General features: G+C 60.9%; 15 protein-coding genes. 4 read left to right on the top strand and 11 right to left on the bottom strand.

Annotated elements, in window-relative coordinates; all coding sequences use genetic code 11:
• Window position 1: 1 nt before the first annotated feature.
• From AB4Z24_RS17320 to AB4Z24_RS17305, 4 genes are read right to left on the bottom strand one after another with little or no spacing between them, the layout of a single operon-like run.
• A complete protein-coding gene (locus AB4Z24_RS17320; RefSeq protein ID WP_441710292.1) occupies window positions 2–820 on the bottom strand; it encodes an ABC transporter permease in 819 nt (272 codons plus the stop codon).
• Window positions 810–1,715 (bottom strand): ABC transporter permease, encoded by a 906-nt coding sequence (locus tag AB4Z24_RS17315; RefSeq protein ID WP_441710452.1) that lies wholly within the window; start codon window positions 1,713–1,715, stop codon window positions 810–812. Before AB4Z24_RS17315 ends, AB4Z24_RS17320 begins: the two co-directional genes overlap by 11 nt.
• A gap of 29 nt (window positions 1,716–1,744) precedes the next feature.
• The gene (locus AB4Z24_RS17310) at window positions 1,745–2,755 is read right to left on the bottom strand and encodes an ABC transporter ATP-binding protein (protein ID WP_441710291.1); all 1,011 of its coding nucleotides are present in this window, start codon (window positions 2,753–2,755) and stop codon (window positions 1,745–1,747) included.
• 56 nt (window positions 2,756–2,811) lie between these two features.
• Window positions 2,812–3,963, bottom strand: coding sequence for an ABC transporter substrate-binding protein (locus AB4Z24_RS17305; protein ID WP_441710451.1), 1,152 nt, complete (start codon window positions 3,961–3,963; stop codon window positions 2,812–2,814).
• A gap of 337 nt (window positions 3,964–4,300) precedes the next feature.
• Here AB4Z24_RS17305 and AB4Z24_RS17300 point away from each other — a divergent pair, with 337 nt between their 5' ends.
• Window positions 4,301–4,693 carry a winged helix-turn-helix domain-containing protein gene (locus AB4Z24_RS17300; protein ID WP_441710290.1) on the top strand — a complete coding sequence of 131 codons (393 nt, stop codon included), beginning with the start codon at window positions 4,301–4,303 and terminating at the stop codon, window positions 4,691–4,693.
• 7 nt (window positions 4,694–4,700) lie between these two features.
• On the opposite strand, the gene modC is transcribed toward AB4Z24_RS17300, so the two are convergent.
• The 5 genes from modC to AB4Z24_RS17275 all read right to left on the bottom strand — a co-directional run bounded on the left by modC (window position 4,701) and on the right by AB4Z24_RS17275 (window position 9,550).
• Window positions 4,701–5,387: a molybdenum ABC transporter ATP-binding protein gene (gene modC / locus AB4Z24_RS17295; protein ID WP_441710289.1), complete on the bottom strand. Its 687-nt coding sequence runs from the start codon at window positions 5,385–5,387 to the stop codon at window positions 4,701–4,703.
• Entirely contained in the window at window positions 5,384–6,082 is a 699-nt protein-coding gene (gene modB / locus AB4Z24_RS17290; RefSeq protein ID WP_441710288.1) for a molybdate ABC transporter permease subunit, read from the bottom strand. The genes modC and modB overlap by 4 nt, the downstream gene beginning before the upstream one ends.
• A 43-nt stretch (window positions 6,083–6,125) precedes the next feature.
• The gene (gene modA, locus AB4Z24_RS17285; RefSeq protein WP_441710287.1) at window positions 6,126–6,932 is read right to left on the bottom strand and encodes a molybdate ABC transporter substrate-binding protein; all 807 of its coding nucleotides are present in this window, start codon (window positions 6,930–6,932) and stop codon (window positions 6,126–6,128) included.
• 255 nt (window positions 6,933–7,187) lie between these two features.
• Complete coding sequence (locus tag AB4Z24_RS17280) at window positions 7,188–8,135, bottom strand: carbon-nitrogen hydrolase family protein (RefSeq protein WP_441710285.1); 948 nt, start codon at window positions 8,133–8,135, stop codon at window positions 7,188–7,190.
• A gap of 26 nt (window positions 8,136–8,161) precedes the next feature.
• Window positions 8,162–9,550 carry an aminotransferase-like domain-containing protein gene (locus tag AB4Z24_RS17275; RefSeq protein ID WP_441710283.1) on the bottom strand — a complete coding sequence of 463 codons (1,389 nt, stop codon included), beginning with the start codon at window positions 9,548–9,550 and terminating at the stop codon, window positions 8,162–8,164.
• A 242-nt stretch (window positions 9,551–9,792) separates the two neighbouring features.
• Between AB4Z24_RS17275 and AB4Z24_RS17270 the strand changes: the two genes are divergently transcribed.
• The 3 genes from AB4Z24_RS17270 to recQ all read left to right on the top strand — a co-directional run bounded on the left by AB4Z24_RS17270 (window position 9,793) and on the right by recQ (window position 13,426).
• On the top strand, window positions 9,793–10,182 hold the full coding sequence (locus tag AB4Z24_RS17270; protein WP_441710281.1) for a DUF983 domain-containing protein: 390 nt from the start codon (window positions 9,793–9,795) through the stop codon (window positions 10,180–10,182).
• 48 nt (window positions 10,183–10,230) lie between these two features.
• Entirely contained in the window at window positions 10,231–10,878 is a 648-nt protein-coding gene (locus AB4Z24_RS17265) for a pyroglutamyl-peptidase I family protein (protein WP_441710279.1), read from the top strand.
• 364 nt (window positions 10,879–11,242) lie between these two features.
• Complete coding sequence (gene recQ, locus AB4Z24_RS17260; RefSeq protein ID WP_441710277.1) at window positions 11,243–13,426, top strand: DNA helicase RecQ; 2,184 nt, start codon at window positions 11,243–11,245, stop codon at window positions 13,424–13,426.
• Between the two features lies 1 nt (window position 13,427).
• Here the strand turns inward: recQ and hisG are convergent, their stop codons facing one another.
• Window positions 13,428–14,153 carry an ATP phosphoribosyltransferase gene (gene hisG, locus AB4Z24_RS17255; protein WP_441710275.1) on the bottom strand — a complete coding sequence of 242 codons (726 nt, stop codon included), beginning with the start codon at window positions 14,151–14,153 and terminating at the stop codon, window positions 13,428–13,430.
• Window positions 14,150–15,331, bottom strand: coding sequence for an ATP phosphoribosyltransferase regulatory subunit (locus AB4Z24_RS17250; protein ID WP_441710274.1), 1,182 nt, complete (start codon window positions 15,329–15,331; stop codon window positions 14,150–14,152). The genes hisG and AB4Z24_RS17250 overlap by 4 nt, the downstream gene beginning before the upstream one ends.
• Window positions 15,332–15,391 lie beyond the last annotated feature (60 nt).

The raw sequence follows: 15,391 nt of genomic DNA, 5'->3' as shown, positions 1-15,391 counted from the left end.
GCTATTTCGAAGAGCCACCCGTGTGTTCGCCTTCTCGCGTCAGGTAGTAGGCTGCGAGTATCGGCAAGAGCGTTACGATGAATACGAAGACGGCGACGACGTTCGTCACCGGCCTCTGCCGCGGCCGAATGAGTTCACCCAGCATCCAGATCGGCAGCGTCGTTTGCTGCCCGGCTGTGAACGTCGTGACGATCACCTCGTCGAACGAGAGCGCGAACGCCAGCATGCCGCCCGCGAGAAGCGCCGTACCGATTTGCGGAAGGATGACGTGACGGAAGGTCTGAAAAGCGTTGGCGCCAAGATCCATGGACGCCTCTACGAGATTGCCGTTGAGCCTGCGAAATCGCGCGACCGCATTGTTATAGACGACGACGATGCAGAACGTCGCGTGGCCAAGGATAATCGTCCAGACCGAGAACGGTATGCTCATGATGTCGAAGGCGGAGCGGAGCGCGATGCCGGTGATGATGCCGGGCAGCGCAATCGGCAGAACGAAAAGCAGCGAGATCGTTTCGCGCCCGAAAAAGCGCGTTCGCGAAAGGGCTGCGGCTGCGAGCGTTCCGAATATCAGGGCGAGCACGGTCGCAATGGCCGCGACCTGCAGGGATAGATAGAGCGGCGGCCAGATATCCGGCCGCGACGTCCACGCGGTTGCGAACCACTTTGTGGTGAGGCCCGGTGGTGGAAACTCGAAGCTCTTTTCCTCGGTCGTGAAGGCGTAAAGAAAGATCAGCGCCAGCGGCAGATGGAGGAACAGCAATCCGGCGATTGCGGCGATCCGAAGCCCAAACGGCGTCGAGCGGTTGGCATTAGAGGACATCGAAAGCCCCCATGCGTTTCGCCATCCAGAGGTAGGCCGCCATGATCAGCATCGGCACGACGGTGAAGGCCGCCGCGAGTGGAATGTTGCCGGCGGTCCCCTGCAGCGTGTAGACGGCCTGCCCGATCATGAGACGGGAATTGCCGACGATCTGCGGGATGATGTAGTCGCCGAGCGTCAAGGAAAACGTGAAGATCGATCCGGCGACGATGCCGGGAAGCGCGAGCGGGAAAATCACGGTCCGGAAGGTCTGGCGAGGATCGGCGCCGAGATCGGCGGACGCTTCGATGAAGTTTACCGGAACGCGTTCGAGCGCCGCCTGCGTCGGCAGGATCATGTACGGCAGCCAGATGTAGACGAAGACGAGGAACGTGCCGAGATAGCTGAACGACAGCGACGGGCCGCCGACGATGGGCAACGCCAGAATGCCGTCGAGCAGCCATCTGAGATGCAGCACGTTTGCGAACCAGGTGATGATCCCCTCTTTGGCGAGGATCAGCTTCCAGGCATAGACCTTGACCAGATAGCTCGACCAAAGCGGCATCATCACCGCGAGATAGAACAGCGCCTTGCTCCAACCGCGCGCGTATCGTGCTGCGTAGTAGGCGATCGGGAACGCGATGATCGCGCTTGTGACGGTGACGAGCGCCGCCATGGTGACGGTGCGCAGAATGATCTGGGCGTTCGACGCTTCGAACAGCTGCTTGTACGTCGACAGCGTGAATTCGTGAACGACCACGCCTGAGAAGTCGTCGAGCGAGTAGAAACTCTGCAGCAGCAGTGCGAAGAGCGAACCGATATAGACGACGCCGATCCAGAGAAGCGGCGGCATCAGCAAGAGGAACGTCAGAAGTTGCGGACGCACGAAGAAGACGTCCGAGATCGCGCTGCCGATCCCTCTTTGTCTTTCTGCAACGGCGGCGGTCACGCGTCCTCTCCCATTGCCACCATTGCGGATTTCGGCCAGATGAGAGTGACGCTGTCACCCTTGCGGACGTCCGTTCCTGTCGGCGTTGCCGCTATCAGCGCCTGCTTTCCAGTCGCGACTGTGATGCGCGTCACCGCGCCTTGATAGCTGATTGCTGTGACTGTTCCCGTCGCGTGAGCGCATGCGGCCGGGACCAAGTTGTTCTTGGACGAGACCTGGATTTTTTCGGGTCGCAGGCTCGTCCACATGGCGTGACCGCCGTGGGCGGCCGCGAACTCCGGCGGCAGCACGTTCGACGAGCCGACGAAATCAGCGACGAAGCGCGATGCAGGGCGTTCGTAAACGCTGGAAGGCGTGCCGACCTGGACAATCTTGCCTTCATTGAAGATCGCGACGCGATTGGCCATCGACAGCGCTTCGCCCTGATCGTGCGTCACGAAAACAAATGTGATGCCGAGGCTGGTTTGAAGCGTCTTCAATTCCTCCTGCATCTGTTCGCGCAGCTTCAGGTCAAGCGCGCCAAGCGGCTCGTCGAGCAGGAGGACTTTCGGTCCGTTGACCAAGGCGCGGGCGAGAGCCACGCGCTGGCGCTGGCCGCCCGAAAGTTGCGCCGTGCGGCGGACCTCGTAGCCCGCGAGCTTGACCATTGCGAGGGCGTCTTTCGCCTTCGCTTCCCGTTCAGCCCTTCCGACGCCCTTGATCATCAGACCATAGGCGACGTTCTCGCCAACGGTCATGTGCGGGAAGAGCGCATAGTCCTGAAATACGGTGTTGACGTTGCGTCTATAGGGCGGGACGCCGTCGGCGCGTTCGCCGAATATTTCGATGTGGCCCTCATCGGGCTGCTCGAAGCCGGCGATGAGGCGAAGACATGTCGTCTTGCCGGAGCCGGATGGGCCGAGAAGGGCGAAGAATTCGCCCGGCTCAATGTCGAGAGACACGCCGTCGACGGCACGCACGGAGCCGAAGCGACGCGATACGTTTTGAAAGCGAACTGCTGGAGACATGAAACTCATCGGATGCCTGCGGCCAGCCAGAAGCGGCCGACCGCAGGGAATGTCGATTACTTACCGAGAATGGCGATGTAGTCTTTCGCCCATTGTGAGTACGGCACGCAAGAGCTTTCCTTCTCGCACTTCGCCGTCGGCGTGCGCCAGAACCAGATCTTGTCGAAGTTTTCATAGCCGTTCGTGGCACAGCCCGCGTCCGTCAACAGCGCGTTGCCCTTACAGGCGGCGGGGACTGTCGGTACCGAACCGAACCACGAGGCCAGATCGCCCTGAAGCTTCGGGTTCAAGGAATGCTCGAGCCACTTGTACGCGCAGTTCGGATGCTTGGCATCGACGTGCAGCATCGTCGTGTCGGCCCAGCCCGTCGCTCCCTCTTCCGGGATCGTCGAGGCGATCGGCTTTTTGTCAGCCTGCAGCAGGTTCACCTGATAGGGCCACGCCGATGAAGCAACGACGCCTTCGTTCTTGAAGTCATCGACCTGCACAGTTGCATCATGCCAGTAGCGGCCGATCAGACCGCGCTGCGCCTGAAGCAGCGCGATGGCCGCATCGTACTGCTGTTTGTTCAGCTCGTAAGGATTCTTGATGCCGAGCTCCGGCTTCTTCTTGCTGAGGTAGAGAGCGGCGTCAGCGATGTAGATCGGGCCGTCATAGGCCTGCACACGGCCTTTATTGCTCTTGCCGTCGGGGAGGTTCTGTTCCTCGAATACGATCGACCAACTCTTCGGCGCTTCCTTGAAAACGTTGGTGTTGTAGGCAAGCACGTTGGGTCCCCACTGATAGGGAACGCCGTAATGAACGCCATCGACGGTGTGCCAAGGCGCATTCTGCAGCCGTGGATCGAGCGTCTTCCAGCTCGGCACCAGATCGATGTTGATCGGCTGGACTTTCTTGCCCGCGACCAAGCGCAGAGAGGCATCACCCGACGCCGTAACAAGGTCGAAGCCGCCCTGATTCATCAGCGTGACCATTTCGTCCGAGGTCGCCGCCGTCTTGACGGTGACCTTGCAGCCCGTTTCTTTTTCGAAGCCTGTCACCCAGTCGTAGTTCTTGTCCGACTCGCCCCTCTCGACGTAACCGGGCCAGGCGACGATATCGAGCTGACCTTCTCCTTCGCCGACGGACTTAAGCGGATCGCCTGAGACGGCAAAACCGCCAAGCAAAAGAAACGCTCCGGATATAACAAGTGTCTTCCGGCTGGGCATCATGTGTGCTCACTCCTCCGATTGCCACGCCAAGGCTGAGGCCATGAGTTTCACCCCTCGCGCCCCATCACCGCGTATACGTTGCTGATGTTAGTTCAGGAGTTGACCTTGCGCTAGCGACGCCTCATCGATCTGTTCGCTTGAGGAGTCGATTGCATTGAGTTTCGGCAGCGCAGACCTCGAGCGCCATATTTTCGGCCGCAATTTGCGAAGGGACTCAGCATATTGGTTGGCGGTCAAGATTGGTTTTGGTTTAGGATTTTACCAAGTATAGAGGCGGCGGGGTCCTGCGGGAGACGCCGCCGGGATCGGTTTTTGAAAGGCGGAGCGGAAGCAAATGACTGTCATAAAGATCCGCATCGACTTTGATGGCGATCGTTACATCGGACACGGGCGGATTCAACTTCTCGAGTTGATCGGTCAGCACGGTTCGATTGCGCAGGCGGCGAAGGCCATGGGCATGTCGTACAAGCGCGCCTGGTATTTGATGGATGAGTTCAGCGCGCTGTTCGTCGATCCGCTGATTGAACGCCAGCATGGCGGCCGCGGTGGCGGCGCTGCAAAGCTGACGCCGTTCGGCGCCGATCTCGTCCGGCAGTATCGCGACATGGAGGCGAAGGCGCTGAGCACCTTCGCCAAGCCGCTGGCGTCGATCGAAAAGCACCTGGCGCAAAACGGGAAGAGCAGTCCGAAGCCCGCGAAGAAGCCGCCGCAATCGGCGCGCGCATAAGCGTGGTCTATGAGCCCAACACTTCGGCGGCGTCGCCAACGGCGACGACGTGCCCTGCATTGATCCGTATGACACGCGATGCAAGCCGGCGCACTTCATCGACGCGATGGGTGACGTAAACGATCGGGACGGCAAACTCGTCGCGGATTCGCTCGATCAAACCCATGATCTCGCCGCGGCGCGCGTCATCAAGGGCGGCGAGCGGCTCGTCCATAAGCAGAATGTGCGGCGAGGACAGGAGCGCCCGCGCCAGGGCAACACGATGCCTTTCGCCGCCGGAGAGCGTGGCGGGGCGCCGCTTCAGCAGCGCTCCGATCCCGAGGACGTCGACGATCGCATCCAGCGGCAGCGTATGTTTTTCGCCGCGATTGAACCATTGCCCGAACTTGATGTTCTGCTGCACGGTCAGATGCGGAAAGAGCTGCGCGTCCTGAAAGACGAAGCCGACGCGGCGCTTATGCGGGGGGATGAAGATCCGCGCGTCCGTGTCGGTCAGCACGTTGCCCGCGACAACGATACGGCCGCTATCTGGGCGCAGTATGCCTGCAATCATGTTGAGGATGGTCGACTTCCCCGATCCTGACGGACCAAACAAAGCCGTGAGCGCGCTATCGCTTTCGAAGGCAACATCGAGCGTGAAGTCCGGCCGCTTCTGCAAAGTCCGGACGCTCAGAAGTGGTTTCAAGCCTTTCATTCGAATACGGCGATACGCTTTTGGATGCGGCGGTTCAACACTTCGGACACTATGAGCGCCACCATTGCGATGGCGATCGATATCAACGATAGCCGAAGCGCCTGAGATTCGCCGCCCGGAATTTGCGTAAACGTATAGATCGCCGAAGGAATGGTCTGAGTTTCGCCCGGGATATTCGAAACAAACGTGATCGTCGCGCCGAACTCGCCGAGCGCTTTGGCAAAACACAGGATGACGCCGACGAGAATGCCGGGAAGCGCCAGCGGCAACGTCACCAGAAAGAATGTCCAGTACGGGTTGGCGCCGAGAGTCCCCGCGGCCTTCTCGAGCCTGCGGTCTATGGCTTCGAACGAGAGCCGGATGGCGCGCAGCATCAACGGAAAGCCCATGACGCCGCAAGCGAGCGCGGCGCCTGTCCATCGGAACGAAAACGTTATGCCGAAGAGATCGTAGATTCCCTTTCCGAGAAAACCCTGCCGCCCGAATGTCAGCAACAGAAAATACCCTGTTACGACGGGCGGAAGAACGAGCGGAAGGTGCAGAATGCCATCGACGATGATCTTGCCCGGAAAGCGCCAGCGCGCCAGCGCATAGGCGGCGAGAAGCGCGACCGGCAGGCCAACCAGTGTCCCAACGGTGGCGACCCGCATACTCAACTCAATCGCCTTCCACTCGTCAGGTGAAAATCCAAACACTGGTGTGCCTTTCCGTTCGCCGCTCCGTCGCTCGAACCGTTTGCTATTTGAGGATCGTGAAACCCTGCTTCGTAAAGAACGACTGGGCTTCGGGCGATTTCAAATAGTCGATGAAAGCTTTGGCGGCGTCGCCATTCTTGGTCGCGCCGATAATCGCGATTGGATAGATGATCGGCGGGTGGGAGTCTTCCGGGAAGACGTCGACAATCTTAACTTTGGGCTCCGCCGCGGCATCGGTTTCGTAAACAATTCCGAACGGCGCTTCGCCCTGCGCGACAAGCGCGAGCGCGGCACGGACGTTGTCAGCCTGCGCGACCTTCGGCTCGATGGCTTTCCAAACGCCGAGCTTCTCCAGGGCTGCCGAGCCATACTTTCCTGCCGGAACGGACTTCACGTTCGCCATTGCAAGATGACCATCGCCGAGCGCTGCCGCGAGCGGAAAATCCTTACCGATCTTGAGCGAAACGGTGCTGTCCTTCGGCGCGATCAAAACGAGGCGATTGCCGAGCAGATTGAAGCGCGTGTCATCCTTGATGAGCTTCGCCTTCTGAACGTAATCCATCCAATCGAGGTCAGCGGAAACGAAGATATCGGCCGGTGCCGCCTGCTCGATCTGTTTCGCGAGCGCCGACGATCCGGCGTATGAGATGACGGCCTTGTTGCCCGTGCTCTTCTCATATGCGGCTGCAGCACCATCCAATGCGTTCTTGAGGCTCGCGGCCGCAAAGATGGTGAGCGTGGTCGTGTCCGTCTTCTGAGCTTGGGCCTCGACGAAAAGCGCCGAGACCAGCATCATGCCGGCCAGAGCTATCTTGAGTGATAGACGCGAAAAATTGAACGCTGCCTGCATTGCGGACAGTTCCTTTTGCCAGTTGCGATATAGCCGCGAAGATATCTGGCTTCCGGGCGTTTGCAACTGGCCTTTGAAAGTCTGTCTCCGCCCGCTCAAAACACTTGCCGGACAACACCAGCCATCATTCAGGTCCGGCTCAACCGGCCCCGCCAGACGCGTGGCTGTGCTTACTGGCGACTATAGCGGAGAACGACTGGATTTGCCGAGACATCGGCTTGCGGATGACGGTACTGCCGTCGGGCCATCGTTCGTTCAGATTGGCGGAAGGGGTTCGAATTTTACCGGGGCTTGCGTCGCGGTATTGACGCTCAAGGCAAACACGTCGGGCCGCGCATAATGTCCAACGACGTCGAGATCGTATTTGGCACGCGGAATTTTGCGCCGATCGAGTTCGGCAACACGTACCGAAGGTCCATCGAAGTCGGGGGTCAACAGGACGTTGCCAAGTGGATCGACGATACAGGAGCCTCCGCGGATCAGAACGGCGGGCGGTTCGCCGCCAAGCAATTCGCTGTAGGTTTGGGGGCAGTCCGCGCGCGTAAGATATTGGCCCGCAGAGAGGACGAAGCAGCGGCCTTCGAGTGCGATCATGCGCATCGTCGGCAACCAGGTTTCACGATCGTCCACTGTCGGCGCGCAATATAACTCGATGCCCTGCGCATACATGGCCATGCGCAAAAGCGGCATGTAGTTTTCCCAGCAGATGACGCTTCCGATGTGGCCGATCTCGCTGTTCACGACAGTCAACGTGGAGCCATCGCCCTGCCCCCAGACAATGCGCTCCAATGCCGTCGGCATCAGTTTTCGATGCTTCCCGAGGAGACGACCATCCGGTCCGAACATGAGGGCCGTGCAGTAAAGCGTACCGCCGTCCCTCTCGATTATGCCGATCACGAGATGCATGCGAGATGTCTGCGCCATCTCGCCAATCAGAGCGCATTCTGGCCCCGGCACCTTGATCGCGTTTTCAAAATATCTGCGGTAGGCATCGCGGCCTTCGGCGCTTCGCATTCCAAGGCGGGCGCCAAAATCGAGACCCTTGGGATAGCCTCCGACGAAAGCCTCCGGAAACACCGCAATGTCGGCTCTTTGCCCGGCGGCTTCGCGCACCAGATTTTCGAGCCGGGCGAGTGTGGCTGAAGTATCGAAAAGAACAGGCGCTGCCTGAACCACGGCAGCTCTGACTATCGGCCTTTCCATGCGTCGATGATTCCTTCGAGCCGTCGCTAAACGATTGCCTTCGCGGCGCCGGAGGGCTGCGAAAGCAGATACGCCAGCTGCTTTAATGCTCCGAGAAGCGCGTCCCGGTCCGGCGCGACCCCGAGCGAGAGCCTCAGTGCTTCGGGCTCGGCCGTGCCAATGGCAAAGACGGATGCCGGGACGACCGAGATCCCTGAGCGGCCTGCGTGCTGTACAAAATCTGTCGCGCGCCAATGCGGCGGCATGCGCATCCAGAGGTGCGAACCACATTTATCTGCCGCGATCTGAGCATCGCCAAGCGCCGCCTTCGCGATCTTCTGGCGCGCGATATTCTCGTCACGGATGGCGATCGTAATATCATCGAGAATTCCGGTTGCGATCCAGCGCGAAGCCAAAGCCGCATTGATTGGAGGCACCATGAGATTGACGGCCCTGATCACCGCCGCGAGACGTGCCGCCCGTGCCGCATCCGGTGCGACGACATATGCGATCCGCAGGGCGGGCGTTGCGCATTTCGACAACGTTGCGATGTGCCAGGTGATCTCCGGAGCCATGGCGGCAATGGGGAGCAGCGGATCGGTTTGCAGAACCGAATAGGGATCATCTTCGATAATCGCGACATCGTACTTGCGCGCGATGGCCACGATTTCATGTCGGCGGTCTTCGGATAGCGTCGCCGTCGTCGGATTATCGATTGCGGGTATGACATAGAGAAGTTTTGGGGCGTCCGTCACGCAGCAGGCTTCGAACGCTTCCGGGATGATGCCCTGTGCGTCCATCGCCAGTGGCCGAAGCTTCAGGCCGCGCTGCTGCGCGACCGCCTTCAGGCCGGGATAGGTGGCGAAACCGGCGGCGATGACATCGCCGGGCCCAGCGAGGCATTCGCAGATCGCAAAGAGCGCGCTCTGCGCGCCGTTGGCCAAAACGATCGATGCTGGCTTCACGTCGGCGATACGCCGCTCGAGCCATACTGCGGCGGCGGCGCGATCGGATTCGCTCCCTGTGCTCTCCTGATAATGAAGGTTCAGCATACCGTTCTCCTCAGCGAGGAGCGTGGCGATGGTTTCGGGGATGAGACGCTTCAAGTTGGCGGCCGCCGGTTGCGGCGGAATGTTCATGCTGAGATCGACGGCCGGTGCCGCCGGGGCGCCGAGGAAACGGCCGTCATCCGTGCGCCGGCGAACGAAGGTGCCGCGCCCGGCATTGGCCTCGACGAGGCCCCGCCGCCTTGCTTCGTTGAACGCCCGGGTCACCGTCGTCAGATCGACGCCGAGGAGTTCCGCAATCATTCGCTGGGGCGGCAGGCGATCACCGGGCTGGATCCGTCCAGCCCGCAAGTCCGCCTCGATGGCTTCGACTATGCCACGGTATTTGAGCTGCTCACCTTCTGCCAGCCAGGGCTCCCAGGAAGACATAGCTTTGGACTTCTCCATTTTTTATCCATACATTCTCTAACATGTATGGGTGAATTCAAATAGCCGAGCGGCAGAAATTCCGGATCCTCAGCCGTTTTATTATCTCAACATACTGATAAAACTAGATAATGCCGAGAAATCCGTCATTGTGGCGCAGGGCGCATACATTGCTTTTCTGATCACTACATTTGCCATACAATGGCTTAACGCCCATACATCGAGATATTAGAAAGGATAGCCTAATGTGCAGCGAACATCACTGGCCAAAGCTGTCTCCTCTACAGACAGGGATAAGAGGGCTTTGCCCACGATGCGGCAAGGGCAAGATTTTCGACGGCTTTCTCACGCTTAAGAAGGCATGTCCGGCCTGCGGCCTGGATCTTTCCTTTGCCGATCCGGCAGACGGTCCGGCGTTCTTCGTGATTTGTTTCGCGTGCATTCCGAGTGCGGCCTTTGCCTGCTGGTTCGAGGTCGTTTACGGGCCGCCGTTCTGGATGCACTTGCTGACCAGCCTGCCCATCATCCTACTGACGTGCATCCCGCCCCTTCGCCCCCTGAAGGGCTGGCTTGTTAACAGCCAATTCTTCCACAAAGCTGAAGAGGGCCGCCTGGTCTTCGATCAGAAAGCCTAAGCGAGCCGCGGCGGTGCCGCGCCCGTTGAGACGGCCTATATTGAGGCCATGCTGACTGGTTCCGAGCGACGTTTCACCGTACTGCTGACCGGCTTCGGACCTTTTCCGGGCGTGCCGGTCAACGCATCGGCAGATCTGGTGCGCCGGGTTGCCCGGAAGGCGCGTGTTGCCTTCCCGGACGCGCGCGTCACGGCCGCGATCCTGCCGACCGAATGGGAGCGAGCGCCTCGCCTCGTCGCCAAACTTCATGAGCGGCACCGGCCCGCCCTCGCCTTGCACTTCGGTGTCGCCGCCGGAAGCAAGTGCATTCGGCTTGAAACCAAAGCGCGCAATTTCTGCCGAAATACCGTGGATGCCGCGGGGGTGCTCCCATGCCAACCGATGTTATCGGCCAACGGACCGGTCGCCCGCTTATCGTCGATTGCAGTCCCGAGGATCGTTGCCGCGTTGGCGGCGAAAGGTTACCCCGCCTTTCTTTCAAAGGACGCGGGCAGCTATATTTGTAATGCCGTCCTCTATCACTCATTGGCGCTCGCGGCAGCGCGCGGCGGCTGCCAAGTCGGATTCGTGCATATTCCTTCCGATCTCGCGGAGCCTCCTCTCCGGATTGAAGATGCTACGGCTGCCGCGCTCGAAATCATCAAAATTGCGCTGGAAACGGCAACCGCGGAGACGTCGGCCAACGTCGCCGTCTGACGGCTTGCGCGACGGCAAAAGCCACGCGCTCGGTCTAGCCGATCATTCCGAGCCGAATATTTTGGGGAATTTTTAGGGCTGGCCCGGCCAAGCGGGGAAGACGGGGGGATGTCTCAGGGCTTGGCCGGGCTCAGCAGCATCTGGTGTGCACGGGGGGAAGTGACATCACCAGCTTGAGAGACACACTAGACCGACAAAGATGAACTCATTCTGAACGCCGGGTTAAAAAGTCGCAACATTCGGCCGACTCAAAAGCTCTCAGGAAATCAACGGGTTTTTCGGGTTGCAGGGGCCGAAACCGCCATTGCCCGGGTCGAATCATATTAGCGTTTCGGCATCGATGTTCTGAGCATAGGTCATTCCGATGCCGGCCACTGCCGTGCCGCTTTCCCTTCCGCTTTTGCCGGTTGCAGACAACGACATGGCGGCGGCGCGCGCGACGCTCGAGGAGGTGTTCGGGTACAAGGGCTTCCGGCCGCTGCAGAGCGATATCATCGGCACCCTGCTTGCGGGCGGCGATTGCCTGGCGCTGATGCCGACGGGCGGCGGCAAGTCTCTCTGCTATCAGATCCCGGCTTTGATCCGGCCCGGCACGGGTATCGTGGTCTCGCCGCTCATCGCCCTGATGCAGGATCAGGTGGATGCGCTGCTCGACCTCGGCGTCAAGGCGGCTTTTCTCAATTCGACGCAGGATCGTGCGACGCAGGACAAGATCGAGCGTGAATTCGCCGCCGGCGCCCTCGATCTTCTGTACGTTGCGCCGGAACGCCTCGTGCAGGAGCGCACGCTCAATCTTTTCGAGCGTAGCGACATTGCGATCTTTGCGATCGACGAGGCGCACTGCGTCTCGCAGTGGGGCCATGACTTCCGCCCCGAGTATCGCCAGCTCAAGGTTCTCGCCAAACGCTTCCCGAACGTGCCGCGCGTCGCGCTGACCGCCACGGCGGACGAGCGCACGCGCCAGGACATCATCTCGGAGCTATCCCTCGAAGATGCCGCGTGCTTTGTCGCGAGCTTCGACCGGCCGAACATTCGCTACACGATTGCGGAACTTGGAAGCGCGAGCGCCAAAGAACGGCTTTGGCAGTTCATCGAAACGGAGCATCCGGCCGACGCGGGAATTGTTTATTGCCTCTCGCGGAAGTCGGTCGAGGAAACGGCCGCGTGGCTTTCGTCCAAGGGACGCAAGGCGCTTGCCTATCACGCGGGGCTCGAAGCCCACATTCGCGCCGGGGCGCAGTCGAAGTTCCTGACGGAAGACGGTCTCATCATCGTCGCGACGATTGCCTTCGGCATGGGCATCGACAAACCGGATGTGCGCTTCGTCGCGCACTTGAACCTGCCGAAATCCATCGAGTCCTACTACCAGGAGACCGGCCGCGCGGGCCGCGACGGCGAGCCTGCCGACGCGTGGATGGCTTATGGCTTTCAGGATATCGTTCAGCTTCGGCAGTGGATCTCGCAATCGGAAGGCTCGGAAGCCTTCAAGAAAGTTCAGCGCCAGAAGCTCGATGCGCTCATCGGGCTCGCTGAAATGCCAGGGTGCCGGCGGCAGGCGCTCCTCGCCTATTTCGGCGAAACGCGGCCCGAGCCTTGCGGCAACTGCGATAATTGCCTCAACCCGCCGCACACGGAAGACGGCACCGTCGTCGCGCAGAAGGCGCTCTCGGCCGTTTATCGCACGGGTCAGCGTTTCGGCGTCACCTATCTCACCGACGTTCTGACCGGCGCTGCGGATGAGCGGATCATCCGCAACGGTCACGACCGGCTGACCGTTTACGGCATCGGCAAGGACGTTCCGCAGACGACTTGGAAGGGGCTTTTCCGGCAGCTCACCGCGCAAGGCTACCTGACGATCGACGATGAGGGCCTCGGCTCGCTGGTGCTGACGGAACGCGCGCGGCCGCTGTTGCGTGGCGAAGAGCGTTTTCTCCTTCGCGTGACGCGGCAGGTTGCCAAGGGCTCGAAGCGCGCCGCGTCTCTCGCATCGCGGGTGGCGCGCGAAAATCAGCCGCTGTTCGACGCGCTGCGGGCGCTTCGCCAGAAGCTCGCCGCCTCGGCCAAGCTACCGCCCTATGTGGTCGCGCAGGACAAGACGCTCATCGAACTCGCCGAGAAGCAGCCGGCGACGGAGAGTGCGCTGCACGACATCCTTGGGCTTGGCGCCAGCAAGATCGCGCGTTACGGCGCGGCCTTCCTCGAGGTCATTACTCAGTTCAAGAAGCACCCGGCACTCAACAACAGGTTATCGGCGACCGTGAACCTCACGCTCGCGGCGCACCTGCGCGGTCTCGATCCAGAGGCGATCGCGACGGAGCGAAAGATCGAAATATCGACGGTCTACGGTCATCTCGCCGAGGCAATCGAAGCCGGGCTCATCACGGCAGCGGACGCATTGAAGCTCGACGCCGCCGAGATCGACGAGATCGAAGAGGCGTTCGAGCGCTGCCAGACGCGCGAGACGGGCAAGCTCGGTCCGGCCTTTTCCGCGCTCGGCGGCCAATATGATTACGGCATCTTGAAATGCCATCTCGCCGATAGCGTCTGAGCTACGAGCGCGACGCCGATTTTTCCGGAACGGACTGAGACAGCGTTGCCGCGAGCTCGGAGCAAATCTTCTCGAGTTCGGGCGTCCAGGCAGCGGCGTTCGAGGCGCAGAGGTTCGCTTGCGATTTCAGAATGACGCCGTCGTCGAGAATTTTAAGACCGTTGGCGCGCAGCGTTTCGCCGGTCGTCGTAATGTCGACGATCAGTTCGGCCGTGCCGGCGGCGGGTGCGCCTTCGGTTGCCCCCGCGCTCTCGATGATGCGGTAGTCGCCGAAGCCTTTGGCGCCAAAGAAACGCCGCGTCAGGTTCGCGTATTTCGTCGCAACGCGCGGCCAGCGTCCGTGCAGGTGACGAAACGGAAGCGCGATTTCCTCGAGGTCCTGAACCGTCGCCACGTCAACCCAGCATGTCGGCACCGCCACGATCACGTCGGCGAAGCCGAAGCCGAGCTTCTGCAGGAACCGAATCCGCGTTGCGGCATCGGAAATGCTTTCGCGGATGAGATCCTCGCCCGTGATGCCGAGATGGACACTCCCGGCCTTCAAGGCGGCTGCGATCTCTCCGGACGAGACGTATGCGACATCGACCCCGGGAAGGCCATCAATCTCGCCACGATAGCCGCGAACGTGTCCGACTTTGCGCACGACCAATCCGGCGCGCGCGAACATATCGGTCGTCTGCTCCATCAATCGGCCCTTCGAGGGGATCGCGAGCGTCAGCTTGCTCATTGCGCCCCCTTGAGCGTCGCTGCGAGAAGACGCTCGGAATGAATGGCTGCGCCGACCGCCGGAACTTCGGTGCGCGCTCCGGCCGCCCGCATCAGTCCATCGTATCGGCCGCCGTTGGCGATCGGGCTTTTCGCGTCAAGACACGCCGAATTCACTTCGAACACCAGCCCCGTGTAATAGGCGAGCGTCCTGCCGAATTCGGCCGAGAACGTCACGCGTTCGAGATCGACACCGGCGTTGGCCAGAAGCGCCAGACGCCGGTCATAGGTTTCCAAGGCAATGCCGGCGCCGTTCGCCGCGCCCTTGAGAAGCGACGCGATCCTGTCGCCCGCCGTCGTCGCCGGGCCTGAGACCTCGGCATAACGCGCGATCAATTCGATGGCACGGGCGTCGAGCGGCTTTTCGTGGCGGTCCTCGGCAATGACGATGAGGTGCTCGGTGATATCTGACAGCGTGCGTGTGCCGAGAAGCTCGATGGCATTTTCCTCGAGATAGACGGCAACGGCTGCTTCGCTCTTTTCCCAATCATCGCGCTGGAGTGACGCCAGCAGCTCCTCGGGAATGCCTGGTGACGTGACGCGAGCGCCGGAGGCGAAGGTCTTCAGGGCTTCGCGAAACGACAGCGGCTTCAGGAACGCATCGTCCAGCCGCTTTTTCCAATTGGGCGAGACGCCGGCCGCATCGAGAACGCTCGAAAACAGTCCGAGGTCGCCGAGCCTCACCGTCCATTCCTTGAGGCCGACTTTTTCGATCGCCTTGACGACGATGGACACGGTCTCGGCTTCCGCGGCTTCGCGCGCGTGATCGCCGAACCGCTCAATCCCCGCCTGGCGGAATTCGCGCGGGTGGGACGCAGTGGCGCCTTGCGGCTGATAGCGGAAAGCAGGGCCGCTGTAGCAATAGCGCGCGGGCGTCGCGGGAAAATCGGCGTAGCGCTCCAAATGGAGGCGGCATGTCGGGACGGTGATATCCGGCCGGAGGCACAGCTCGGCGCCGTCCTGATCCGTGAAGACATACGTGCGCGCGCGGAGACTCTCGCCGATGACGTCGAGAAAGACATCCGCCGGCTGAATGATCGACGGCGCAACGGCGTCGTAACCGGCCTTCGTGAAGACCGACATCAGCGTCTGCGCTTGCGATGCCAGCGCTTCGAGATTTGAGACCGTTTCGGCGGTCATTGCTTATCTCCCGAGCGCAGGTATCTCGATCCCCCCACCCCTAACCCCTCCCCGCGTTGG

This window comes from Hyphomicrobium sp. 2TAF46, assembly GCF_052114865.1.
Lineage (GTDB): Bacteria > Pseudomonadota > Alphaproteobacteria > Rhizobiales > Hyphomicrobiaceae > Hyphomicrobium_B.
Note: the sequence above shows the minus strand (reverse complement) of the source record. Positions and strands in the feature narration are given on the sequence as shown.

Excerpts from the sequence above, each read along its gene's own strand:
- recQ (WP_441710277.1), top strand. The coding sequence starts at position 11,243 with ATGCCGGCCACTGCCGTGCCGCTTTCCCTTCCGCTTTTGCCGGTTGCA.
- AB4Z24_RS17265 (WP_441710279.1), top strand. The coding sequence starts at position 10,231 with ATGCTGACTGGTTCCGAGCGACGTTTCACCGTACTGCTGACCGGCTTC.
- AB4Z24_RS17275 (WP_441710283.1), bottom strand. The coding sequence starts at position 9,550 with ATGTCTTCCTGGGAGCCCTGGCTGGCAGAAGGTGAGCAGCTCAAATAC.
- AB4Z24_RS17320 (WP_441710292.1), bottom strand. The coding sequence starts at position 820 with ATGTCCTCTAATGCCAACCGCTCGACGCCGTTTGGGCTTCGGATCGCC.
- AB4Z24_RS17310 (WP_441710291.1), bottom strand. The coding sequence starts at position 2,755 with ATGTCTCCAGCAGTTCGCTTTCAAAACGTATCGCGTCGCTTCGGCTCC.
- modA (WP_441710287.1), bottom strand. The coding sequence starts at position 6,932 with ATGCAGGCAGCGTTCAATTTTTCGCGTCTATCACTCAAGATAGCTCTG.
- modC (WP_441710289.1), bottom strand. The coding sequence starts at position 5,387 with ATGAAAGGCTTGAAACCACTTCTGAGCGTCCGGACTTTGCAGAAGCGG.
- AB4Z24_RS17270 (WP_441710281.1), top strand. The coding sequence starts at position 9,793 with ATGTGCAGCGAACATCACTGGCCAAAGCTGTCTCCTCTACAGACAGGG.
- AB4Z24_RS17305 (WP_441710451.1), bottom strand. The coding sequence starts at position 3,963 with ATGCCCAGCCGGAAGACACTTGTTATATCCGGAGCGTTTCTTTTGCTT.
- AB4Z24_RS17300 (WP_441710290.1), top strand. The coding sequence starts at position 4,301 with ATGACTGTCATAAAGATCCGCATCGACTTTGATGGCGATCGTTACATC.
- AB4Z24_RS17280 (WP_441710285.1), bottom strand. The coding sequence starts at position 8,135 with ATGGAAAGGCCGATAGTCAGAGCTGCCGTGGTTCAGGCAGCGCCTGTT.
- AB4Z24_RS17250 (WP_441710274.1), bottom strand. The coding sequence starts at position 15,331 with ATGACCGCCGAAACGGTCTCAAATCTCGAAGCGCTGGCATCGCAAGCG.
- hisG (WP_441710275.1), bottom strand. The coding sequence starts at position 14,153 with ATGAGCAAGCTGACGCTCGCGATCCCCTCGAAGGGCCGATTGATGGAG.